Consider the following 23,772-nt stretch of genomic DNA (forward strand, 5'->3'; position numbering starts at 1 on the left):
TTCACCCGCCTACCTACCCTTTTTATGGCAAATCTACGCTTATATGACGGGCTAGAGGCGGCCTGGGCGTGATAGTCCACTCAAAAGCGTGTAGGTGAGACCGCCAACCTATTGTTCTCTCTCATTTTTAGCTAATGTCAGGTCACGATGAACGATTCATTCTCAACCCTTCAAACTCCCTGGGGAACTCAGGTGCTAGCAGAGCCTCACGCTAGCGCCCCTATCGGTGTGTTCGATTCCGGGGTGGGGGGCTTAACGGTGGCTCGAGCCATTATGGATCAGCTGCCCCACGAGTCGGTCATCTATGTGGGGGATACCGCCCACGGCCCCTACGGCCCTCTAACGATCGCCCAGGTACGAGCCCATGCGCTGCGTATTATGGATGAGCTGGTCGACTCCGGGGTCAAGCTGCTCGTCATCGCCTGCAATACTGCTTCTGCCGCCGTCCTCAGGGACGCTCGTGAACGCTACACTCGCAAGTACGGCATACAGGTGGTTGAAGTGATTCAGCCAGCTGCCCGCCGTGCCGTAGCAGCTACCCGCAACCGAAAAATCGGAGTTATCGCCACCGAAGCAACCGTGACATCACGGGCGTACGAAGACACTTTTTCTGTCATGAGTGACCTTGAAATTCATTCGGTAGCCTGTCCCCGTTTTGTTGAGTTTGTTGAGCGGGGGATTACCTCGGGGCCAGAACTACTCAAAACCGCAGAGACCTACCTGCAACCGCTGAAGGACGCCGGTATAGACACCCTAGTTCTGGGCTGCACCCACTACCCCCTGCTGACCGGCGTTATCTCCTACATCATGGGAGATGGGGTTACCCTGGTTTCTTCGTCTGAAGAATCAGCTAAGGATGTCTACAAGGCGCTCTTGAAAGCCGGGCTAGAACGCCCCACCGACTTGCCGGCATCCCACGAATTTCTTGCCACCGGCGAAACTGACACCTTTGAACATCTTGCCCGGCGCTTCCTGGGCCCAGAGGTAGCCAGGGTTAGCCATACCGAATCGGTCGCTGAGCGCTTTCCCACCGGTTCGCTGTCCATCGTGCCGCCGGCCCTCCCAACTTCTACCATATCGATCGACAATAACCTCGATCGCACCGCTGACTAGAAAGACCGACTTATGCGTTTGACTGTTATTGGTTGCACCGGCTCCTTCCCGGGGCCCAACGCCGCAGCTAGCTGCTACATGGTCTCGGCCATTGATGACCTGGGCAAGACCTGGCGCATCATCATTGATATGGGCAACGGCGCTCTGGGCACCCTGCAGACCCACATCAACCTTGAAGATATTGACGCTATCTTGGTATCCCACCTGCACCCCGATCACTGCATTGACCTTTCGGGGCTTCACGTGGCGATTAAATGGGACCCCAAGGGCTGGTCAAAGGGACCGATTCCGCTCTACGGCCCCAGCGACATCCACCAGTACCTGGTTAACACCCACGGGTTACCCCTGGACCCCGGAATGCACACCGAATTTGAATTCCACGAGTGGGCCAACTACAAAGAAGTAAAAATTGGACCCTTTACCGTTACCCCTCACGCCGTAGTTCACCCGACCAAGGAGCCCTACGCCCTGCGTCTAGAGTGCGAGACCTCTGAGGGCAAGACCGTGCTGACCTACTCGGGAGACACCGACAGCTGCATTGGCCTGATTGAAGCCGCTAGGGGCGCTGACCTCTTCCTCTGCGAGGCAGCCTACCAGGAGGGGCGCGATGACGCCCTGCGCGGGATTCACCTAACCGGCAAGCGTGCCGGTGAAACCGCCCGAGAAGCCGGTGTGCGCAACCTCCTGCTAACTCACCTGCCGGTGTGGAACGATCCAGAGACCGCGCTCGCCGAAGCTAAAGAAGTCTTTGATGGCCCGGTCAGCGTGGCCGAAGAATCTGCCACCTACCGTGTTAACCCCCGCCGCAGCCCAGAAGAATATGCCGCGAACCCCAAAACCACCACCCTTGAAGTGGTCTCGCGGCACCGCATCAGCTAGGTCGAAACCCTGAGATAACCACTCTCAATTCTGCAAAAATCTGCAGGAGGTATAGGCTAAAGCCATGACTGATAACACGGCAATCACCATCGTTCGAGCAGACGGCCGCACCGTTGACCAGCTGCGCCCCATCACCATTACACGCGGCTGGTCCAAGAACGCTGAAGGCTCAGCGCTGATTGAATTTGGCAACACTCGCGTGCTCTGTACCGCTTCGCTCACCGAAGGCGTGCCCCGGTGGCTCAAGGGCGAAGGTAAAGGCTGGGTGACTGCCGAGTACGCCATGCTCCCCAGGGCTACTAATACCCGTAATTCCCGTGAGTCTGTCAAAGGCAAGGTGGGTGGCCGCACCCACGAAATTTCACGTCTGATTGGTCGTTCTTTGCGCGCAATCATCGACACCAAAGAACTGGGCGAAAACACCATTGTCCTGGATTGCGACGTCCTGCAGGCAGATGGTGGCACCCGCACCGCAGCTATTACCGGAGCTTATGTGGCGCTGGCAGATGCCATTAGTTGGGCTAAATCTGAGGGCATCATTCCTGCCAAAGCTCAACCGCTCATCGGCTCTGTTTCAGCTATCTCAGTGGGTATTATCGATGGCGTCCCCATGCTTGATTTACCCTACGTTGAGGATGTCCGCGCCGAGACCGACATGAACGTGGTCGTTACCGGTGACGGTAAATTTGTTGAAGTTCAGGGAACCGCTGAAGGTGCTCCCTTCGACCGCGAGGAGCTTAACTCCCTACTAGATCTGGCTTTGGTAGGAACCTACGAACTATCTGAAATCCAGCGTGAGGCTTTGAAGAACTAATGCCAGCCAAAATTGTTTTAGCAACTCATAATGCCGGCAAACTGCGGGAGTTCCGCGAGATTTTGCGCGGAACCATCGACGGGTTGGACGTTGACACAGAGGTAGTCGATGCCGGTGCGGTAGGCGCCCCTGATGTCCTAGAAGATGGCGTGAACTTTGCCGAGAATTCACTGCTCAAAGCTCGTGCCGTGGCCCAAGCAACCGGCCTGATCGCTATTGCTGATGACTCCGGGCTGGCGGTTGATGTTCTTCATGACGCCCCCGGAATTTTCAGTGCCCGCTGGTCAGGTCAACACGGTGATGACACCGCTAACCTGGAGCTTCTGCTGGCCCAGCTGGCTGATATCAAAGATGAGCACCGCGGTGCTCGCTTTATCTGCGCCGCATCATTGGCAGCCCCCGGAGGGGTTGAGGCGGTAGAACACGGCGAACTTTCTGGCACTCTCTTGCGCGAACCTCGCGGTGAGGGCGGCTTCGGCTACGACCCCATTCTTGCTCCCTCAGCCTTTACCGGTGAATATGCTGGTCTTTCCTGCGCCCAGGTGCCACCTGAAGTTAAGAACGCTATTAGCCACCGCGCTCAAGCCCTGGCGGCTTTGGTGCCTCATATCCAGGCAGCTTTAGCAGGCCACTAACGCACAGAGCAGAGAAGGTTCCCTATGGTAGCGCACCTTGCACAGCTAGAACAGATGAACAGCCTGCCGGTTATCAACGCAGTGATGACCCAGGCTGGTCTCAACATTCCAATGGACCGTTGGGACGTTCGTACCACGGGCTCTGCCCATATCGTGGTCAACATGGGTGGGCAGCTGAGCGTGCGTGTAGCCAAAACCCAGCTCACCGGCTACCTGGTAGCTCGGCGCACCGAGATTCTACGCCGCCTACCGCAAAGTCTGCCCTTCACCGTGCCCCGGCCCATCACGCGTGTCATTACCCGCGCTGGTTTTACCGCAGTAGGGCTTACCTGGATTAAGGGCGAACCCCGCGACCAGGGAGCGGCACCACCCAAGCAACTAGCCAAACTGCTCAAAGGTATTCACACCATTGACTGCCGCGGGTACGGCCCCTATCTCGATCACCAGTACGAACACTGGAGGGGTGTAGAAGAGTGGGATACCCACCTGCGCGCCAACGTCGTGCCCCAGCTGCTTACAGGGGCCCAGAAGGTTGCGCTGAGAGCAATTGACTGCGTCCTGGAGCTGCCACCGGTCGAACCTGTACTTATCCACGGTGATTTAGCTGGGCATAATATTTTGTGGAACGGAGATAAGCTGGTCGGTGTCATCGACTGGGACCACGCAACCCTAGGCGACCCTGCCGTTGATCACGCTTCGCTGGGTAATTTCTATGGCTGGGAATCTCTCTCAAAAGCACTCGATGCACCCCAGATAGCCCGCGCACAGAGGGTGGCTGGCCTCTTACCCCTGCAATCTCTTGCCTATATTATGAAAAATGGTATGGGCGGTGCCATTCAGCGACTAGCTGTTGAACGCGCCGATGAATGGTACCTTGACCACCGCAGTGAAATCCTGGGTTAGCTGACGCCTAACTGTTTCAACCAGTTCTCAAGGACGAGCTCAATCGCCGGAGCTGCATCGAGGGAAGCAAGCGTCTGCGCATCGAAAACATCCTCGGTGTAAAGAGCACCTAGCAGGGTGCCGGTCAGGGCGGCAATTGAATCAGAGTCACCGTCACAATTCACTGCCTGCGCCAAAGCTTTCCGTGTAGCGAGCGCCGGACTGGTATCACCATCGGCTATTTCCTGTTCTGCACTCAGCAGTAGGTAGGCGGCAAAACCTAAACAGCCGGGGGCTAACCAGAGGTCCCCAAAACCCTCTACTGTGCGCCCAAGCGGCATACCGGTGTCCACCGAGCTCAGCGCGGTCTGCAGAGCAGCTATGGTCAGGGCAGCATCCCCGGGTAGCGCCTGGCTCTGCTCCACCGTGCCCAGCCACTGCACGACTGCTTCTAGGGCCTGCCGAGCCGGCAAATGGAGGTCGATAGCTTCGTGGGAACCTAGCAGGTGACGCACCAGCAGAGCATAGGCGCTGGCGCTCAGAATAGCGTCGGGGTGCCCGTGGGTCAGAGCTGCAGCATGGGCAGATAGCTTAATGACGGTGGCATCATCTGCCACGGGCAGAAAACCAAAGGGCGCTGATCGGATGAGCGCCCCGGTCCCCAGGGCGTGGGGATTGACGTTCTTAGAGATGAACTGCATTTCACCGGCTGCCAGCGCCGCCAGGGTGGCTTTGCCGGGGCCTCGGGCGACGCTCATGCTGGGCTGGGCATCCAGGGGGCGGGTGAGAGCGAAAGGGGCAGTAGCGGGGTAGGGGTTACCGGTGCTACGGTACCAGCGCAGGTAGGCAAGCCAAATGCAGGCGAGCTCATCGGCTGCCTGACCGTCGTTATTCCATTCCAATACCTCGCTCAGCCCATCAAGGGTGTAGATGGTCAGCTGGGTATCATCGGAAACCACCAGGGGCTGGGCGGCAAGCGTGTCGAGAAGTTCTAAGGAGTTTTTTGCCTTGTACTGCTCAAACATCTCGGTGCGGCTGAGCATTTCAACGGGGTAGCCCAAGGCATCCCCCATTGCACACCCAAGGAGGGCGCCGCGCAGGGCAACGCGGTAGGCGGGTGAGGTAGCGGAGGGCGCGTGGAAAGCAGAGGTCATAGGCACCAGTGTAGAGCAGAGCGGGCGCGGCTCCCATTAGACTGGGCTTATGCGTATTTTGCACACCTCTGACTGGCACTTGGGCCGCACCTTTCACGGCGTCTCTTTGGACGACACCATGGCTGACCTGCTCGATGAAATGGTGCAGCTGGTGGGCGTTGAGGGGGTGGATGTGGTGCTGATTAGTGGGGACGTCTATGATCAGGCGCAGCCCCGCACCGAAACCGTGCGCCTTTTCAGCAAGACTCTGAGCTCCCTGGTGGATGCCGGGGCACAGGTTATTGCTACCAGCGGCAACCACGATTCGGCGGTTCGGCTGGGCTTTGCTTCAGATCTGTTAGCTCATAGCGGAGTGCACCTGGTGACCTCCCAGACCCAGGTGGGCCGGCCTATCTTGCTCCCGATAGAGGGGGGAGAGGTTGCTTTCTACGGCATTCCCTATCTGGAACCACGCCCACTCGCCGCTCACTGGAACACTGACATCAACCATAGCTCCGTACTCACCGAGGCTATGCGTCGGGTGACTGAAAACGTAGCAGAAGTAAAACCTCTGGCCACGGTGGTGCTGGCTCATTGTTTTGCCACAGGGGCTGACCCCTCTGATTCCGAACGTGACATTTCTGTGGGTGGGGCGCTCTCTGTTCCAGCCTCCCTTTTTGAGGCGGCAGACTACACCGCACTAGGGCATCTGCACGGGCGCCAGCGGGTTACCGATACCGTGCGCTACTCTGGCTCCCTCCTGCCCTATTCCTTCAGCGAGCAGAACCACCGCAAGGGCGCCTGGATTATTGATATCGACGAGCAGGGCACGGTCAGCGTGCAGGAGTACACCTGGCGCACCTGCCTCACGGTCAAAAAATTGCGGGGCACTTTTGAAGACATCACCGGTGGTTCTTATGAAGCCTACCGCTCTGCCTTCGTCAGCATTACCCTCACCGACGCGGTGCGCCCGGCTCGTGCTCTAGAGCAGCTTAAAGAGCACTTTGACCACGTGCTTGAACTTTTCTTTGAACCTCAAGGCGTCCAGCATACCGAGCTACACAGCTACCGCCGCACACGGGAGGCCCGGACTACCTTCGATGTTTGTCAGTCTTTTTATCAGCATGTACGGGGTCGCTCTCTAGACGAGGATGAGACCGCCTATCTGACCGAGGTTACTGAACTGGCGCGGCTGGCAGGAGCATCAGAATGAGAATCCACAGTTTAGAAATTAACGCCTACGGCCCCTTCCCCGGCACCATTAGCCTGGACTTTAATGAGCTCAACGAAGCCGGTATCTTTCTGCTCAATGGTCCTACCGGGTCGGGTAAGTCCTCCATTCTGGACGCCATCTGCTATGGCCTTTACGGTAGTACCTCATCGGGCCGAACCGACCTTAAATCCCGCTTCGCCGAGCCTGAGGCACAGCCGTGGGTCAAACTTGAGTGCTCGGTGGCGGGTAAACGTTACCGCATCTTTAGAAGCCCCGATTACCTGCGCCCAAAAAAGCGCGGAAGCGGGCTCACCCGCGAGCAGGCCAGCGTCACCATTGAGGTCTTTGATGCAAAAGTGGGTAACTGGGAAGAGGACGCCAGCGTCACCCGGCACAAGGACGCCGGGGACTTCATGTACTCGGTCATTGGGCTGACCGCACAGCAGTTTAACCAGGTGATGCTCCTGCCGCAGGGTAAGTTCCAGCAGTTCTTGGTTGCCAAATCAGCAGACCGCGAGGAACTGCTCAAAAAGCTCTTCTCCACCCGAGAATTTGAGCGCATTCAGCAAATTTTAGACGACAAAGCTAAGGGTGCCGAAGCGAAGGCAGCTGAAGCTGAGGCGGCGGTGCGCTCCCTGATAGAACGTGCCCAGCGGGCGGAGACGTCTGCCGATATTACGATGGCCCGGCAGCTTCTGGTAGGGGATATCGGAGCTACTCTGCCCGAAGCCACGTCGACGGGCGAACAACCCCTAAAACCAGACTGGCTAGAGCTCACATCAGAAGGAGCGCTGAGCCGTACCCAGCAGCTACGTGATGACGTCACCGAACTCAACCGGGCTGCTACTGACCTTACCGATACCGCGGCAGCTGAGATTGCTGAGCTGCGCCAGCAAGAAACCTCACTGGGGGAGCTACAACGGCACTGGGTCCAATACCGTGACCTACAGGCTCAGGAAGAAGAACTGGATAGACAGCGTGAACAGATAACCGAAGCTGAAGCCAGCCTTGCGCTGCATCGGCGGGCCGCCACCGTCCTGCCCATGATGACCGCCCAGGCGCGTGCTGCTGCGGCCGTGAAAGATGCTCAAGATCGCCTCGAAACAGTGACCGGTCGCCTGGAAACTGCAATTGAGAACGCCCTGGCTGGAATAGAGGTAGCTGCCCCGGAATATACGCTCCTTACCGATGTGCAAAATCTTGCTGACTATGGTGCGACCGAGGACCAGGTTGCTGAGCTCACCCGCCAGATCGAGAATCTCAACGATTTTGCTCGCAGCGACCGCCAGCTCACCTCTCTGGTGCAAGAACGGAAGCAGGCCGAGACGAAAACCGAGGGGCTGCAAAAAGCTCTGGATGCAGCCCACACTGCGGTAACAAAGCAGGAACGCAAACTCGCGGAACTCAGTGCTCGTTTCACAGTCCTAGAGAACGCCGGGTCCCAGCTGACTGCGGCTCAAGTTCAGCGTGATACCGCTGAAACTGCTGTAACTCTTGCCCGAAAGCTAGAGCAGAGTAGAAGCCGGGTCGCTGCTGCTGAAGCCGCGGCCAAGACCACCAATGAGGCTCGCCGGGCTGCAGGTGTTAGAGCTGAAAACCTTCAACAGCAACGCTTTGACCGTGCCGCTCAAACGCTGGCTAGCAATCTTGAACCCGGCCAGCCCTGCGCTGTTTGTGGGTCACGAGAACACCCTGCGCCAGCTACTTTCACAGAGGAAGTCCCGGCTATCTCAGCTGAAGAGGTGAAGGATGCATTAGCTACCCGAGACCAAGCTGAGGCAAAGGCTGAAGCGGCCCTCCTGGAACTCACCTCAGCCGAGACCAGCGTGGCTGAGCTGATTGCTGCCGGTGCCAGCGACCTAAATTCTGCTCTCATCCAGCTTCAGCAGGCTCAAGAGTCTCTTACCGAGAAACAGAGAAATATGCAACGTAGAAGCGAACTCGCACAAGAGCGTGCTGCAGCTGAAGCGGATCACGAGCGACTAAAGGCAAAAGAGAATTCCTGTGCGACAGCTATGGCCCACCATCGCACCCTGCTGAACAACCTGGCCGAACGGATTGAAAAAGATGAGGCCGGGCTTGAAGTGCACCGGCAAACAACCGGGTTCATGCAGCGCGCTACAGCTTTGAATCAGGTAGCACAAAACCTGGTTTCTGCTCTCAGCACCCAACAAGAGGCTCAAAGACTAAAAAAAGCTCACATCAGGGCTGAAGAAGAACTAGCCCAGGTGGTACAGAACAGCGGTTTTTCTAGCGGTGCAGAAGCTGTGGAGGCCCACCTACCGAGCGAACGGGAAAGAGCTCTCACCATGCTGATCCAAACCCACCAGCAAAAAAGATTTACCCTTGATGGGCTTCTGGCGAGCAGCGCAATGACTGGTATCGCTGCTCGCGTCCAGCGGGGTGAAGAATCCCCCACGCCTCAGGCCCTGCAGGAGGTGATTCAGTTGCGTCAGAGCCGAGAGCGAGCGCGTGATACCTACCTCCGTACAGGAGTACGCCTCAGCGCAGCCTACCAAGAGCTCACCAGTATCGTCACAGAGCTCACCACCAGCCTCGGCTATAACCAGGAACTGTTAGTTCAAGCCCTCCGCGCTCGCAGCCTGGCAGCAACGGCAACAGCTGCCAAGAGCTCCGATAACGCGCTGCGCATGACACTGACCACCTATGTTCTAGCGGCTCAGCTAGAAGAGGTAGCTCAGGCGGCTTCAGAGCACCTTGAACAGATGACGCACGGCCGGTACACCCTTGAACATACCGATGACGCTGAGGGGCGCGGTAGTAAATCAGGGCTGGGTCTCACCGTTCGTGATGCCTGGCACGGTGCCACTCGCCACCCATCGACTCTCTCAGGCGGCGAAACCTTTATGGCCTCGCTCTGTCTGGCATTGGGGCTTGCAGATGTAGTTCAACGCACCAACGGTGGGATTGAAATTGATACACTCTTTGTGGATGAGGGGTTTGGATCGCTGGACGAGGAAACCCTTGAAGAGGTCATGACGACCCTCGATAGTCTGCGCGAAGGTGGTAGAGTCATTGGCCTTATCTCGCACGTGGCCGAAATGAAAAACCGGATTACCCGTCAGGTGCAACTGACTACCTCACCCACCGGATCATCCCTCAAATCTGAGACGGGAGCCGTATGAGCCCGTACCGCATTAAGAATAAGCGCATCAGCTCGCCGCTGAGCGGTTTCCCTTTTCTGCGTACCCGCAATAAGCTGCCAGAAAAACCTAGAACCCCGCGTCAGGCAGTGAGTGAACTGGGCACCCGTATGCGGGTCTCCTCCCGCTACGCCCAAACACGTATGCAAAATATCCTGCTCACGCACGGTTGGCGTTTCTTTATCTTCTCTCTGCTGATGAGACTGCCGGCATCCATGGTAATGCTGGCGGTGATGATGATGCTGGCCTACCAGAATAATGAAGCCACGCTGGGGGGTTACGCCGCAGGAACTGTTGGCATCAGCGCGGCTTTCATGATTCCGGTTTACCGGCGGCTTTCAGACCGCTGGGGGCAACACATCATCTTCTTCGCCGTCACCGTGCTCAATATTCTGGCGCTGGTCTGGTTGCTGCTGGAAAGTTTGAGTTTTGCTGAGGGAACGAGCGGCAGTATCACCCGTTTCTTACTCGCAGCGGCCCTCACAGGCATTACCACGGTCCCGCTGGGTACCGTCATGCGCACCTACTGGAGTGCTGAGTACCTCAAAACTAAGGACCGACGTAAACTTAACGTTTCCATCTCCCTTGAAACCATGTTGGATGTCATTGCCCTACCAGCGGGCGCCGTGATTGCCGGTCTTTCTACCCTTGTTTTTAATGCCCAGGCAACGCTCTTCTCTGTGCTTATTATCGATGTTCTGGGGCTGCTCATGATTCTCTGGAGGCCAGGGAGTCTGCCCATCGAGCGTCGAGACATGGTAGAAGGTAAACCCAAGCCTCTGCGCGGCGGCAACCGCTCCCTGCTGTGGCTTCCGCAAATTGGCATGATTTGTCTGGGCACGGTGCTGGGGTCTACCCAGGCAGCAATCGTAGCTTTTGCTCTATCCACCGACCAGATAAGCGTGACCGGCTTCTTGATTGCACTGCTGGGTCTCTTCGCTGTAGCCAGCGCTCTTTTCATCATCTTTGAACGGCTGCCCGCCTTTACGTGGGTAGCCTGGCTACTCAGCGGTTTGGGGCTGACCGCGGCTACCCTGCTTCTTTCCTTGCCCTCATCCCTCGAATGGCTGGTGCTGGCCTTGGTGCTGGTGGGGTTGTCCTACGGTATTTGCCTGGTAGTAGTGGATTCAGTGCTCACTTCTTTAGCGGCCCGCAGCAACCTGGATTTAGCACTGAGTACCATGCAGGCATGTTCACTAGGCGGAATCGCCGTGGGCTTTGTGTGGGCCGCCGACCTGAGCGAGTCCTACAACCACCAGGTCGCTCTTTTGGTCCCCCTCATTGCCGCTGCCTTCTTCTTTGTACTCGGGCACCTCTACGGCTTCCTCTGGCGCAGTATGTACGAGGAGCGTTTAGCGCCTCTGCCGCAAGACTAAAGCCGCTCGTGCTCCGTCATCGCCTGCTGCTCCAACTGTGGCCCGGTCACCTCAGAAGGTGACCGGGCCACAGCGTTTGGTGAAGGAAGGCAGGGTCTAATGTCCTCGAGCGATCCATGCCTCCAGATCGGGTGCTTCCAGGCCAATGCCGGTGGAATCACCGTGGCCTGTTAGCACCGCAGTGGACTCCGGCAGGGTTAGTAGCTTGTGCCGGATCGACTCAATGATGGTCTCGAAACTCGAGAAGGAGCGACCGGTTGCGCCGGGCCCACCGTTGAAGAGAGTATCACCTGAAAAAACTACGCCCTCGCTGTTATCCCAGCTCAGGGTGGGAGCGTAGAAACATACCGAGCCGGGGGAGTGCCCCGGGGTCGCTAGTACGGTGAGCTCGGTATCTCCAAGGGTCAGGGCCATACCGTCTTCCAGCTCTTCATCGAAACCCCAGGAGGGGTACACCATGGTCCACAGCTCCCGATCCGCTGGATTGAGGTAAACAGGTGCCCCAAAGCGGTCGGATGCCTCTTTGGCTGAGCCAATATGATCATCATGGGCGTGGGTCAGCAGAATTTTCTCGACCGTTCGGCCCGCGACCTTAGCCGCGATTTTATCGACGTCGTGGGCGGGGTCAATGATGATCACTGAGGAGTCATTCCCCAGAATCCACACGTTGTTATCAACGTCCCAGGTGCCGCCGTCCAGCGAGAAAGTCCCCGAGGTCACAACTCGTTCGATACGTTCAGTCACAGTAGAGCTCCTACTTGAATTCAACCACCGAGCGCAGCACTCGGCCGGTCTTCATGGTCTCGAAGGCTTCATTGACCTGCTCCAGGCTGATTCGTTCAGAGACGAAGCCGTCCAGATCTAGGTTGCCGGCGATATAGTGGTCAACGAACATGGGGAAGTCACGGGAGGGAAGGGTATCACCGTACCAAGCACTCTTGATTGATCCACCGCGTCCAAAGACCTCATCTAGGGGAATGGTCCAGGTGGCGCCGGGGGCAGGGACACCGACCAGCACTACACGGCCGGCGAGATCACGGGCGTAGAAAGCCTGTTCGAAGGTTGCCGGCACACCCACTGCATCAATGACAAGGTCAGCACCGAAGCCACCGGTGAGCTCACGGATAGCTTCAACCGCGTCCTTATCCTGTGAGTTCACGGTGTGGGTGGCGCCGTGCTCCCTGGCGCGAGCCAGTTTCGCTTCATCAATATCAACAGCGATGATGGTGGTTGCCCCGCCCAACTTAGCTCCGGCAATAGCGGCGGTGCCGACGCCGCCGCAACCAATAACTGCAACAGACTCACCGCGGGCAACTGCTCCGGTATTGAGCACGGCACCCAGGCCTGCGGTCACACCGCAGCCCAGCAGCCCAACAGCTGCATACTGGTCTTCAGTAAGCTCTGCATTAATTTTGGTGCACTGGCCAGCAGCGACCAGGGTCTTTTCTGCAAAGGATCCGATACCCAGAGCAGGCTCGAGTTCGGTGCCATCTTCAAGAGTCATCTTCTGGGTGGCGTTATGGGTAGCGAAGCAGTACTGCGGCTGACCCTTGGCGCAGGCGCGGCATTCACCGCATACGGCACGCCAGTTGAGGATGACAAGGTCTCCGGGGGCTACATTGGTGACGCCTTCGCCTACGGCCTCAACGATGCCGGTTGATTCGTGACCCAGGAGGTAGGGGTAATTATCGCCAACACCACCTTGAACATAGTGGTGGTCGGTCTGGCAGACACCGCATGACAATACCTTAACCAGGGCTTCACCCTTAATAGGGTCAGGGACATTGATGTTCGTGACGGTGGCTGGCTCATTTTTAGCCAGTGAAACGACGGCCTTAACGGTCTGCATAGTGCTCCTTGAGATGGGTTGGGATGACATATTTTTATCTGTGTCGACCGGTCTTCCCGGCTTCATTCTCTAACGCTACCTAAGACCACACCGCATCGCTATCTCTAGCTCCGCCATTTGGCTGAGAGCGTGTGTGAATCCGATATGATGAGGCAGGCTTACTGTTACCTTCACCGCGGATTCTTGGTTTGACCGGCAGCGCTTCATCTGTGCTCGTCCAAGAAGCGTACGGTTTCTTTTCTGACCTGCCCACTGGTGAGTATGTTGATGTGGTCCCGCCCGGCTATTTCCAGCCAGTTTGCCTGGCGTGTGGAAAGCAGGTTAAAGGCTGAGCGGGAATGAGCGAGGCTGTCTTTGCACCCTTCGTACATGAAGACGGGGCACTGAGGAATAATCTCTGGGTCCACTGCGGGAAAATGTGCTGAGGTAAATGACACAAGACTTTCTGGGGCAATGGGGGAACAAGTGAGGACGCTATCAAAGCCCTCCGGTACATCAATCTCGCCAAGTAGCGATGAATGAACCTGATCAAGCCTGCTATTGACCGGCATAGCTCCCAGAGTTAGCGTCAGTGCTAGATGAGGGAAAGTTGCTGCAAAACCCCAAAGAACCCGCGCACCTATCGAAAAGCCGATAAGGTGCGCGGGTTGCCCCAAACCTTCGGTATAGGTCTTGAGAACTTCTGAGAGCTGCGCCACTGCGTCCTGATGGTCAGCCCAGGAGATATCAAGCAAGGTCGCTGGTCGGAGACTTTCATCTTCGACCGACTGCAGACGATGGTAGGGGAGCGTCACCAGATGCAGGGGGTAGCCGGCAGCTTCAAGCGTTTTAACCCAGCCGGTAGAAACCCAGTTATGGTAAGGAGTGGAGGCGAAACCATGCACTAAAAGCACAGGAGCTTTTGCTGAGCGTCCACCTGTCAAAGGTGTAAAAGCTAGGGTAGCCACCGCAGCCTACTTCTTTGAACCATCCTGCTTCTGCTCAGCCATCTGCTGAAAATCAACCGTGCTGTGGGAGAGCCTAATCTTGCGGCCCTCTTCAACGAGCTTGTCCTTCTTCTGCTGAATTTTAATGGCTTGGGTATCGTCACGTGGGGGAAGCTTAATCTCGTCTTCGGCCTTGATGCCCGCCTGCAGCTCACGGGTGCGCTGAATCTCTGCGTCGATCTGAGCGCCCAACAGGAGCACATTATTCATAATCCAGATGAAGAGAAGCATGACGATGACGCCACCAATGAGGCCGTAAGTAGCGTTGTAGGAACCGAAGTTAGAGACGTAAAAACTGAAACCCAAGCCAGCTAGGCCCATGGTGACCAGCGCGATGGCTGCACCGGGGGTGAGGAAGCGAATCTTAGGCTGCTTAACGTTGGGGGTCGCGTAGTAGAGCAGGCTGATAAGAACAACAGCGATAACCAGCATCAAGGGGTAGCGCAACCACATCCAAACCCCAATGAAGCCGCCCAATTCGATAGCCGGAACAGCGTCCTGGACGGTGTGGAGGACGTCTTCGCTGGAGAGCAGAACCAGCATCATGGCTACTACCATGAGCACCAAAACCAAGGTCACCAGCAGGTTGAAGGGACGAAGCTTCCAGATAGGGCGCCCTTCGACTACACCGTAGATTTTGTTCATAGCGCGACCAAAAGCACCCACAAAACCTGAGGCAGTCCACAGTGCACCCACGATACCGGTAATCAGAGCGACACCTGCTGCAGAGGATGAGGTGAGCTGGGTGATGGGCTGTTCGATGACAGCCAGCATATCTGCTGGAGCGTAGTTCTTAAGAAAATTGAGAATTGCATCGGTGGTCTGCTGCCCCTGCCCAAAAACACCCAGCAGAGAAACTACAGCCAGAAGACCGGGGAAGACGGACAGCACAGTGAAATAGGTCAGAGCCGCAGCGAGATCGGTGCACCCATCGTTCATGAATTCGCTGAAGGAGCGCTTGAAAATGTATTTCCAGTTTTTACCGATGACGTCTGTCAATTTGGCAGGCTTAGGTGTTTGCCGATGCTCACCCTCAGTGGCGGCTCGGCTGATGGTCTGTTCTTCGAGAGACATCGTGTGTTCCTTCAGGGTGCAGGGAATTACTCAGTAGACATCCTATCAGCACAAGGCACCGTGTCACTTTGCAGGTTCTTGTGTGCTGGATTAAGGATGAAGAATTAAGAGCAAAAAATACCGCGACCGTCGCATGACGGCCGCGGCAGTTACCCCAAGGGTTAGTTATTGATTCCTAGTACCTGAGCTGTGTGAGCAAATAGCTCGTCAGCTAGATCATGGTTATCGTTGAGCTGCACACCAAAACCGGGTACTAGCTCCTTAATTCGAGGTGCCCAACCATCAAAATGGGTGGGGAAGCACTGTTGCATCAGCTTGAGCATAATGGGTGCGGCGGTGGACGCACCGGGGGAGGCGCCCAACAGAGCGGCGATGGAGCCATCGCCTGAGGTAATGAGCTCGGTTCCGAACTGTAGAACCCCTCCAGCCTTCTTGTCCTTTTTAATGACCTGAACTCGCTGACCAGCGGTAATGAGTTCCCATTCATCGGCTACAGCTTCGGGGTAATACTCGCGCAGGGACAGCACATGCTTTTCGCGGTTTTTCAGGAGTTCGCCGATGAGATATTTGGTCAGATCCATGTTGGCTAAGCCGGCACGAATCATGGGGTATACGTTATCAGGGCGCAGTGAGAGTGGTAGGTCAAGGAGGCTACCCTGTTTCAGGAAGTTGGTTTTGAAGCCAGCGTAAGGGCCAAAGAGCAGCGAACGCTTGCCGCCCACGTAGCGTGTATCAAGGTGGGGCACTGACATGGGGGGTGCACCCACTGATGCCTGACCGTAGACTTTGGCGTTATGCTGTAGGGCGGTCTGCTCGTTGGTATTGCGGAAGAAAAGACCGGAGACGGGGAAACCGCCAAAGCCCTTACCTTCTTTAATGCCTGATTTCTGCAGGAGGTTCAGGGCACCCCCACCGGCACCCAGGAAGACGAACTTTGCGCGGATTGTTGAACCATGATCACGGTTGAGACGGTCCTTAACCTTGACTGTCCAGCTTCCATCTGATTCTTTCGTTACATCCGTGACCTGCTGGCCGTATGTGACCGTTACGCCCTTGCTGACCAGGTAGTCAGTCATCTGGGTGGTGAGGTTACCGAAATCAACATCGGTGCCTTCGGGGGACCAGGTTGCTGCAACCTTCTGATGAACATCGCGCCCATTGACCGAAAGAGGAGCCCATTCACGAATTTGTTCAAGGTCGGTTGAGAACTTCATACGCTCAAAGAGCTTCTGATCCTGAAACGCCTCAAAGCGCTTACCCAAGTAATCTACGTGGGCATCACCAAAAACTAATGACATGTGTGGCACAGGATTGATGAAGGAGGAGTCGTTGATCTTGCCCTCTTCAACGAGGGAGGCCCAGAGCTGGCGACTTATTTGAAACTGCTCATTAATAGCAATAGCTTTGGTGGGGTTAACCGTTCCATCAGCACCGAGGGGTGCATAATTGAGTTCGCAGAGCGCTGAGTGGCCGGTACCAGCATTGTTCCACGGGTTGGAGGCTTCCTGACCTACCGCGTCCAAACGTTCCAGCAGAGTGATGTCCCATGTGGGTTCAACTTCTTTGAGGAAAACACCGAGGGTGGCGCTCATGATACCGCCACCGACGAGCACGACGTCAGTTTTAACTTCGCTTGCCACTTTGACACTCCGTCACTTGAAAGTGGTGGCCGACGCTGGACACCACGCTGAGCGGGCAACACCGGTTGCCCCTGGTTCATTGTTTAGCGTAGTACACATTACACCTCGCTCATAACAAAGGCAGGTTGTGTGCTCTTAAGTTACTGACCTTCTCGTAGCTCTATCCTGTTGAAACGGTCTAGTCCGGTAGCTTCAACACCGTAGGTTCGTACGCGGGGCCCTTGGGTTACCCCTGAGACGGGGTAGGTGAGGGGGATAGCTGGGAGTAAAAGAGCTAATTTAGCATTGATCTCACGGTAGGCTGACCTGCGTACCTCGACATCCTCAATGATGTCGGCGGCTTGCAAGGCTTTTATTATTTCAGCGTGATGTGTTGCCTCAGTGACAGACGTTTCTGGGCTCGGGCTTGCTGAGGGGGAGTTAGCGGAGCGGGACGCTGAAGGTACCGTGAGTGAGTCCGGCGCAGTTGAAGCTGGCGCAAGAACCTTACCCAGGAAGGCAGAGGGGTCTCTGAAAGTGCCTAGGAAGCCTGTGAGCTCAAGCCCGTAGTCGGGGTGGTGAGCTGGGATGTCCTCAGAATCGGGTGCATCCCATCGGTAGGGCTTAGGCACGATATTGAAGCCTGCTGCCACTAAATTAGCTGATATGACAGAGTAGATTGCCTCGGGAGCGGGCAGAGTTGCCAGGGAAACTTGAACGGGGTAATAAAAGTCGATGGGCTCACCCTCGTAGGTTGAATCCTTGAGAAGGGAGGCTGCTGTAGCTGAGTCGTAACCGTAGTGCTCACGAGCTTTTTCGTGGCGAGTCTGAAAAAGAGCCGGCAGAAAGTCATAAGCTGTTGAGGTGCCTTGCGGGTAGTAATCTGCAGCGATTTTGCTTCGGTCAATCGCTTGGGCGAGTGCTTGGCGTGTGAGAACATCTGCAAATGCTGGGTGAGAAAGGTTAATATTCACATAAGCAACCGCGTAGGGATCGCGGGTCTGAACTGCGTACCCGTCAAGTGCTAGCGGTACATAATCTTCGAGCCCGATCTGATCAAAGGCGTCCACGTTTCCCTGAAGCAGCGAGTAGTAGCGCTTTTCGGCGTCGGGGAGGGAGACGAACTCCAGCACGTCAATTCCTGGCTCAGCACCGCTGTAGTGGGGGTTGGGTGCAAGGCGTATGCTTCCTTCGCTCCACTGATCGAGTTTGAACGCACCAGTACCTATGGGGTCCTCTGTGAAGTAACCGTCTTTCCCAATGATTGCTGGAAGGGCGATGCCTAAGGCCGGCTGTGTGAGCACCTTAGGGAAGGAGACCGAGGGGCGTGAGAGGGTCACCCGAAGCATTTGATCGCTCGGAATTTCCCAGGAGGTGACGAGGGGAGGTTGCTCTTCTGAGTCTACCGACCCAAAAAGTTGGTGGTAAGGCTGGGTGAGGCGCGTGAGTGGTTGCTGCCCCAGCGCCTCCCAGCGTTCTAGGTTCGATGCAAGGGCTTGGGGTGTGAGCGCAGACCCATCGCTGAAAGTGGTCTGGGGATCAAGCTCAAAAGTATAGATTAAGCCATCATCACTGATGGTCCATTCTTGCGCCAGTCCGCTAACTGGCTCACCCGTGTTGGGATCTGCTCTGACTAAGGGATCCAAGATTTGAGTTGTAATGCGGACGCTCTCGAGGCGTTGAGTACGCGCCGGGTCTAGTGTGAGGCAGGGGGCCGCCTGTGCAAACCTGAATATTCGCTCTTCTCTTGAGGGGGAAGGCTCTGGATCCGTGCTGTCACCGGAGTTGCTAGGAGAACATGCAGATAGGGTAAAGCCCGCAGTAATGACAGCCGAAATTTGCACAAAACGACGCCGATTCATCTTATGTGAAGCCACAATCCCCCTTCGTAGCAGCTTGCGATCTGGTCTTTGATACACAAAAAGCCCAGATAACCTGGGCTTTGAGAGTGCGCGAGGAGGGACTTGAACCCTCACGCCGTAAGGCACAGGAACCTAAATCCTGCGTGTCTGCCAATTTCACCACTCGCGCAAGCGGTGCTGTAAGCACAACAGGAATAATGTTACAGCACCTCCAAGCTCACTGCAAAATGCTTGAGCTTAGCTGTCAATCCCTAAATCTCGGCGTAGTTTAGCAACGTGCCCTTTAGCGCGAACATTGTACTGAGCCATTTCTACCATGCCGTCTTCATTAACCACGATGGTTGAACGAATCAGACCTGTGTAGGTCTTGCCGTAATTCTTTTTCTCTCCCCATGCCCCATAGCGTTCTGCGACAGCGTGGTCTTCATCGGACAGCAGAGGAAAAGTCAGGTTCTGTGTGCGAATAAATTTTTCCAGGGCTTCTGCTGAATCTGGAGAAACCCCCAGCACGCTATAGCCGTGGGCCGATAGGGACTCCAAACTGTCTCTAAAATCGCAGGCCTGTGTGGTGCAGCCGGGAGTTGATGCTTTGGGATAAAAATAAACAATAACTTTGCGCCCTAAATAATCGCTCAGCGATACAGCGTCTCCGCCAGCGGTAGGTAGCGTAAATGCAGGGGCTGGGGATCCAATTTCTAAGCGTGACATGCCCTTCTTCTCTCCTTATGAATAACATTGAATAGACCAAATATCGGGGTGGACGGTGAAGATAAGTTACCACCCATACTAATATGCGAAGGTGTGACGTCACTAAATAATAAGGACAACTAAAATCGGAAAAATGAAAGGGGTGCAAATGGGTGGTGAGAACTATATATGCGTCGACGTGGTAAATATGTTTATAATAACAACATGCCTGAAATTAACAATTGGTCTATTAATAGACTATTATCAACCGCCGCGCGCATGCTTGAGTACAGCTGGAATGATCAGCTGAAGTCACTGGGCTTGACTCACGCTGGAGTTACAGCCCTGAGTGTTATCGCCCAACAGGGGATGATTTCTCAGGTCAAAGTTGCATCATTAGTGGGAGTCCAAGCCCAAACAATGGGCAAGACCCTTGCTCGGCTTGAGAGCCACGGTCACGTTTTTAGAACGCGAAATACCATTGATCGGCGCAGCTACCTTCTTGGTATCACCGATGAGGGCCGGCGCGTCCTTTCTGAAGCCGAAAATATTGACCGAAAACTTGCATCCGTAGGCGAACTGTCCAAGCCTGAATTTCGTGGCATGTTAATTAACATTATTGAAGGCCTGAAGGAGCAGGGTGCCGAGGAAGTTCTCAAGGGTTCTATTCCCCACCAGGGTGCCTTTAGTAGCTCCTATGGCGCACCTGATTCGGGTGAGGTGAATCTGGGTAAAGGTGCGACTGAGGTTAAACGCGTTAACACTGCTGTGATGGACGTCATTACTCCCGAGGTGATTGCTCGCTATCGCAGTGAGGGTGACCGCTAGAGCTCACTCAGAGCTGTGTATATCATCACAGTATGTTTTATGATTTGCATGTACGACATGATGTGCGTATAGTATTTATTCGTTGCTAACAAGCAATAAAAAAATTAGCGCCTCTAGCTCAATTGGCAGAGCAATTGACTCTTAATCAATGGGTTCTCGGTTCGAGTCCGAGGGGGCGCACCACTGCAGAAAAGCCCTGACCGATTGGTCAGGGCTTTTCTGTTCTCCTAGAGAATGTGCATCCGCTATTTAAACGGTCTTAGCTGACAGTCTATATTTGCCAGGCATCGATAATGACCCGCTTGAAATCTTCGATATCAAGTTGCTGGTCCAGAACACCTGACCCATGGTGAGTTTCGACTGGCATGAGGGGCTCGAACCTTAGGGTAAAACTGGTCCCGTTGGTGAGCTCAATGCCGTAAGTTCCGTCCCCCACAATAAAGGTACGCATCGCATTGGTGTTATCAACAGAAGTAGGTACCCCAGTAGCTTCAATGGCAGGAAGGGCGAGGGGAGCGATAATCGCTTCACGCGGGGTGTCCCTGTATCCCACCAAAAAATATTCTTGGTGGGGCTGTTGTTGAGCCGCGACGTCGCTGTTTGCGTATACCGATGAGCCCGAAGCAAAGACGAGATTGTAGGCACCATAATTGAGGATTTGGGTGTCAAAGACCTGGTGTAGGGCCTTGCTGATCTCGGTGCTACTGAGCTCTGGGGTGTTCATAGGCACCAGTCTACGGACGATGTATATGAAAGCAACCCACGTAGAACCATTACGTACAGATGACATACCGTGACGCGCCAGGGTGGTGGTGTGCACCTAAAGAATGCAGTCTAATTCCTAGTCGCATTGGCCTATGTTCATATCAGCGACATAAATGTTCATAATATAAAACCAGTTTGACCTGGTGAGCATAAATCATGAGTATATGATGTATGACAACACGCCAGCAGTCACAGATTCGAATTCTTGTGGTGCGTTTCCTTCTTGGGTACGCGGCATAAGTTTTGTTTGTGTTCTGACAGCGTCTATGCCCTTCGCCCCACCACAGCGGAGGGTTTTTTCATAGGTACAACCACATCCAGGACTGAACCTATGACCCTAGAGAATAACCCCATTCGCCTCAACATCACACCACACTCTGACCTACTTTACGAGGATGACCAATGACAGCGGGAAATCCCATTAACCCGGCAGCAATCGCTAAGACTTTTTCGTCTCGAGCTGCCAAGACCGAGACGGCTCAACCGTCCAGCCAGCGAATGACGGGCTCACAGGCTATTGTGCGTTCACTCGAAGAGCTCGGTGTCACCGATATCTTTGGTTTGCCAGGTGGAGCAATTCTTCCAACCTACGACCCTCTCTTTGACTCCGAACAGCTGAACCATATTCTCGTACGTCACGAGCAGGGTGCAGGGCATGCTGCTGAGGGCTACGCCGTTGCCAGTGGCAAGGTTGGTGTGGCTATCGCTACTTCAGGCCCAGGCGCCACCAATCTTCTCACCGCTATTGCCGATGCCAACATGGATTCAGTGCCCATCGTCTGCATTACGGGTCAGGTTTCCAGCAAAGTCATCGGCACCGACGCTTTCCAGGAAGCCGACATCGTGGGTATGACCATGCCCATCACCAAGCACTCTTTTATGGTGCGTGACCCCCAAGAAATCCCGCGTTGCCTTGCCACTGCTTTCCGTATCGCAGCAACTGGCCGCCCCGGGCCGGTGCTGGTGGATATTACTAAGGATGCCCAGCAGGGCATGATGGATTTCTCCTGGCCGCCGACCACCGAGGTGCGGGGCTACAACCCGGTAACCCGCGGTCATTCAAAGCAGGTCCGTGAGGCTGCCAAGCTCATTACTGAGGCTCAACGCCCGGTGCTCTATGTCGGTGGAGGTATGGTCCGCGCTGATGCTTCAGAAGAGCTCATGAAGCTTGCTCGTCTTATCAACGCCCCTCTGGTGACTACTCTGACCGCAAGAGGCGCCTTCCCTGACTCTGACCCGCAGAATCTGGGGATGCCCGGTATGCACGGCACGGTACCGGCTGTCATCGCTATGCAGAAGTCTGATCTGCTAATCGCTCTTGGCGCTCGTTTCGATGACCGGGTCACTGGAGTTGTGGATGAATTCGCCCCGGGTGCCAAAGTTATCCACGTGGACGTTGACCCTGCAGAAATCTCAAAAATCCGGATTGCTGATGTGCCAATCGTTGGCGACCTGCGCTACGTTCTCCCTGAACTAACCAGCATCATCACCGAGGAATTTGCCGCTGCGCTGCCTGACCTCAGTAATTGGTGGGCACTGGTCAATCGTTTCAAAGAGACCTTCCCCTTGGGGTACACCAAGACCGAAGATGGCCTTGGCTCACCCGAGTATGTCATTGAAAAACTGAGTGAAATTTCAGGTCCCGATGCCTACTACGTGACCGGTGTGGGTCAACACCAGATGTGGTCAGCTCAGTTCATTCAAAATGAGAAGCCCCGCCACTTCATCAATTCTGCAGGTTTGGGCACCATGGGCTTCTCGGTTCCTGCGGCAATGGGCGTGAAAGTAGCTTTCCCCGAAGCCACTGTGTGGGCTATCGACGGTGATGGTTGCTTCCAAATGACCAATCAAGAGCTAGCAACCTGTGCTCAAAATAATATCCCCATCAAGGTTGCGGTTATTAATAATTCATCCTTGGGCATGGTGCGCCAGTGGCAGAACCTCTTCTACGATGGTCGCTACTCAAATACCCATCTAAAGACAGGTATGGGCACCGAACGCATCCCTGACTTCGTGAAGCTAGCTGAGGCCTATGGCTGTGTTGGTTTGCGTTGCGAATCTGATGATGATGTTGAGGCAACTATTCGTCAGGCCCTTGAGATCAATGACCGCCCTGTGGTGGTGGACTTCAATGTCAGCCCTGATGCCCTGGTCTGGCCCATGGTGCCCGCCGGTGTCTCTAATGACCAGATTCAGATCGCAAAAGATATTTCCCCCAGCTGGGATGATGAGGAGACAGCATGAGCCGCCACACCCTATCTGTACTGGTAGAAGATAAACCCGGGGTTTTAGCGCGCGTTTCAGGGCTTTTTGCCCGGCGTATGTTCAATATCGATTCACTGGCTGTTGGCCCCACTGAAGTGCCGGGTATTTCGCGGATTACTCTGGTCGTTGATGCTGATGGGCACCTCTTGGAGCAGGTGACCAAGCAGCTTAACAAGCTGATTCATGTGCTCAAAATTGTTGAACTGAGTGATGAACAATCAGCCCAGCGTGATCACATCCTGATCAAGGTTCGTGCTGATGCTTCAGCCCGCATCCAGGTCACCCAGGCAGCTGATCTCTTCCGTGCCAAAATCGTTGATGTTTCCCCCGAGTCAGTCATCATTGAAGCCACTGGCTCAGCCAATAAAATAAATGCACTTCTTGAGGTGCTTGAACCCTTTGGTGTACGTGAGATCGTCCGAGCGGGGACTATTGCGCTCTCTCGTGGGCCTCGTTCTATGAGCGAAAAAGCGTTGCGCAGCTAGCCCTTGCCGCGGTGATTCAATCCGCAAAACATAAGTTCATTATGTGGACAATCCATCTCATTTTTAGTTTTGCTGACTAAGGTAGAGACAAGGATCCACACCCACAAGTTTTAGAGCAGTAGCTCAACATCAAACTGATCAAG

The 23,772-nt window shown here is 55.2% G+C and carries 20 protein-coding genes and 2 tRNA genes; 12 read left to right on the forward strand and 10 right to left on the reverse strand.

Features of this window, described 5'->3' with window-relative positions; all coding sequences use genetic code 11:
• Positions 1-147: 147 nt before the first annotated feature.
• From murI to VVR27_RS04695, 5 genes are all read left to right on the forward strand, one after another.
• Positions 148-1,113 (forward strand): glutamate racemase, encoded by a 966-nt coding sequence (murI, locus tag VVR27_RS04675; protein ID WP_346872368.1) that lies wholly within the window; start codon positions 148-150, stop codon positions 1,111-1,113.
• A 12-nt stretch (positions 1,114-1,125) separates the two neighbouring features.
• Positions 1,126-1,992, forward strand: coding sequence for an MBL fold metallo-hydrolase (locus VVR27_RS04680; RefSeq protein WP_368547273.1), 867 nt, complete (start codon positions 1,126-1,128; stop codon positions 1,990-1,992).
• A 64-nt stretch (positions 1,993-2,056) separates the two neighbouring features.
• On the forward strand, positions 2,057-2,806 hold the full coding sequence (gene rph, locus VVR27_RS04685) for a ribonuclease PH (RefSeq protein WP_368547274.1): 750 nt from the start codon (positions 2,057-2,059) through the stop codon (positions 2,804-2,806).
• Entirely contained in the window at positions 2,806-3,441 is a 636-nt protein-coding gene (locus VVR27_RS04690) for a non-canonical purine NTP pyrophosphatase (protein ID WP_368547275.1), read from the forward strand. The genes rph and VVR27_RS04690 overlap by 1 nt, the downstream gene beginning before the upstream one ends.
• 24 nt (positions 3,442-3,465) lie before the next feature.
• On the forward strand, positions 3,466-4,344 hold the full coding sequence (locus VVR27_RS04695; RefSeq protein WP_368547276.1) for a phosphotransferase: 879 nt from the start codon (positions 3,466-3,468) through the stop codon (positions 4,342-4,344).
• On the opposite strand, the gene VVR27_RS04700 is transcribed toward VVR27_RS04695, so the two are convergent.
• Entirely contained in the window at positions 4,341-5,477 is a 1,137-nt protein-coding gene (locus VVR27_RS04700; RefSeq protein WP_368547277.1) for an ADP-ribosylglycohydrolase family protein, read from the reverse strand. The two genes, VVR27_RS04695 and VVR27_RS04700, sit on opposite strands and share 4 nt — an antisense overlap.
• A 49-nt stretch (positions 5,478-5,526) precedes the next feature.
• On the opposite strand from VVR27_RS04700, the gene VVR27_RS04705 reads away from it, so the two are divergent.
• From VVR27_RS04705 to VVR27_RS04715, 3 genes are read left to right on the forward strand one after another with little or no spacing between them, the layout of a single operon-like run.
• Complete coding sequence (locus tag VVR27_RS04705) at positions 5,527-6,669, forward strand: exonuclease SbcCD subunit D (protein ID WP_368547278.1); 1,143 nt, start codon at positions 5,527-5,529, stop codon at positions 6,667-6,669.
• Entirely contained in the window at positions 6,666-9,815 is a 3,150-nt protein-coding gene (locus VVR27_RS04710; RefSeq protein WP_368547279.1) for an AAA family ATPase, read from the forward strand. The genes VVR27_RS04705 and VVR27_RS04710 overlap by 4 nt, the downstream gene beginning before the upstream one ends.
• Positions 9,812-11,209 (forward strand): hypothetical protein, encoded by a 1,398-nt coding sequence (locus VVR27_RS04715; protein WP_368547280.1) that lies wholly within the window; start codon positions 9,812-9,814, stop codon positions 11,207-11,209. The genes VVR27_RS04710 and VVR27_RS04715 overlap by 4 nt, the downstream gene beginning before the upstream one ends.
• A gap of 96 nt (positions 11,210-11,305) precedes the next feature.
• Here VVR27_RS04715 and VVR27_RS04720 read toward each other — a convergent pair whose 3' ends face one another.
• From VVR27_RS04720 to bcp, 8 genes are all read right to left on the reverse strand, one after another.
• Positions 11,306-11,953 carry an MBL fold metallo-hydrolase gene (locus VVR27_RS04720; RefSeq protein ID WP_368547281.1) on the reverse strand — a complete coding sequence of 216 codons (648 nt, stop codon included), beginning with the start codon at positions 11,951-11,953 and terminating at the stop codon, positions 11,306-11,308.
• A gap of 10 nt (positions 11,954-11,963) precedes the next feature.
• Positions 11,964-13,058: an S-(hydroxymethyl)mycothiol dehydrogenase gene (locus tag VVR27_RS04725; protein WP_368547282.1), complete on the reverse strand. Its 1,095-nt coding sequence runs from the start codon at positions 13,056-13,058 to the stop codon at positions 11,964-11,966.
• Between the two features lie 203 nt (positions 13,059-13,261).
• A complete protein-coding gene (locus VVR27_RS04730; protein WP_368547283.1) occupies positions 13,262-14,005 on the reverse strand; it encodes an alpha/beta fold hydrolase in 744 nt (247 codons plus the stop codon).
• A 6-nt stretch (positions 14,006-14,011) separates the two neighbouring features.
• A complete protein-coding gene (locus tag VVR27_RS04735; protein ID WP_368547284.1) occupies positions 14,012-15,118 on the reverse strand; it encodes a YihY/virulence factor BrkB family protein in 1,107 nt (368 codons plus the stop codon).
• 161 nt (positions 15,119-15,279) lie between these two features.
• Positions 15,280-16,758 carry a malate:quinone oxidoreductase gene (locus VVR27_RS04740; RefSeq protein WP_368547285.1) on the reverse strand — a complete coding sequence of 493 codons (1,479 nt, stop codon included), beginning with the start codon at positions 16,756-16,758 and terminating at the stop codon, positions 15,280-15,282.
• A 140-nt stretch (positions 16,759-16,898) separates the two neighbouring features.
• Entirely contained in the window at positions 16,899-18,383 is a 1,485-nt protein-coding gene (locus VVR27_RS04745) for an ABC transporter substrate-binding protein (protein ID WP_368547286.1), read from the reverse strand.
• Positions 18,384-18,686: 303 nt separating this feature from the next.
• Positions 18,687-18,768 (reverse strand) — tRNA-Leu (locus VVR27_RS04750).
• 68 nt (positions 18,769-18,836) lie between these two features.
• On the reverse strand, positions 18,837-19,307 hold the full coding sequence (gene bcp / locus VVR27_RS04755; RefSeq protein ID WP_368547287.1) for a thioredoxin-dependent thiol peroxidase: 471 nt from the start codon (positions 19,305-19,307) through the stop codon (positions 18,837-18,839).
• 204 nt (positions 19,308-19,511) lie between these two features.
• Between bcp and VVR27_RS04760 the strand changes: the two genes are divergently transcribed.
• Positions 19,512-20,114: a MarR family winged helix-turn-helix transcriptional regulator gene (locus VVR27_RS04760; protein ID WP_368547288.1), complete on the forward strand. Its 603-nt coding sequence runs from the start codon at positions 19,512-19,514 to the stop codon at positions 20,112-20,114.
• 107 nt (positions 20,115-20,221) lie between these two features.
• Positions 20,222-20,297: transfer RNA gene (locus VVR27_RS04765), tRNA-Lys, on the forward strand.
• Between the two features lie 88 nt (positions 20,298-20,385).
• Here VVR27_RS04765 and VVR27_RS04770 read toward each other — a convergent pair.
• On the reverse strand, positions 20,386-20,838 hold the full coding sequence (locus VVR27_RS04770; RefSeq protein WP_368547289.1) for a hypothetical protein: 453 nt from the start codon (positions 20,836-20,838) through the stop codon (positions 20,386-20,388).
• Positions 20,839-21,281: 443 nt separating this feature from the next.
• Here VVR27_RS04770 and VVR27_RS04775 point away from each other — a divergent pair, with 443 nt between their 5' ends.
• Both VVR27_RS04775 and ilvN read left to right on the forward strand, forming a co-directional pair.
• Positions 21,282-23,123, forward strand: a complete 1,842-nt coding sequence (locus tag VVR27_RS04775) for an acetolactate synthase large subunit (protein WP_368547290.1) — start codon at positions 21,282-21,284, stop codon at positions 23,121-23,123.
• The gene (ilvN, locus tag VVR27_RS04780; RefSeq protein ID WP_251378971.1) at positions 23,120-23,629 is read left to right on the forward strand and encodes an acetolactate synthase small subunit; all 510 of its coding nucleotides are present in this window, start codon (positions 23,120-23,122) and stop codon (positions 23,627-23,629) included. The genes VVR27_RS04775 and ilvN overlap by 4 nt, the downstream gene beginning before the upstream one ends.
• Positions 23,630-23,772: the final 143 nt, after the last annotated feature.

Origin of the sequence: Rothia sp. LK2492, assembly GCF_040946345.1 — a bacterium.
GTDB classification, from domain to species: domain Bacteria; phylum Actinomycetota; class Actinomycetes; order Actinomycetales; family Micrococcaceae; genus Rothia; species Rothia endophytica.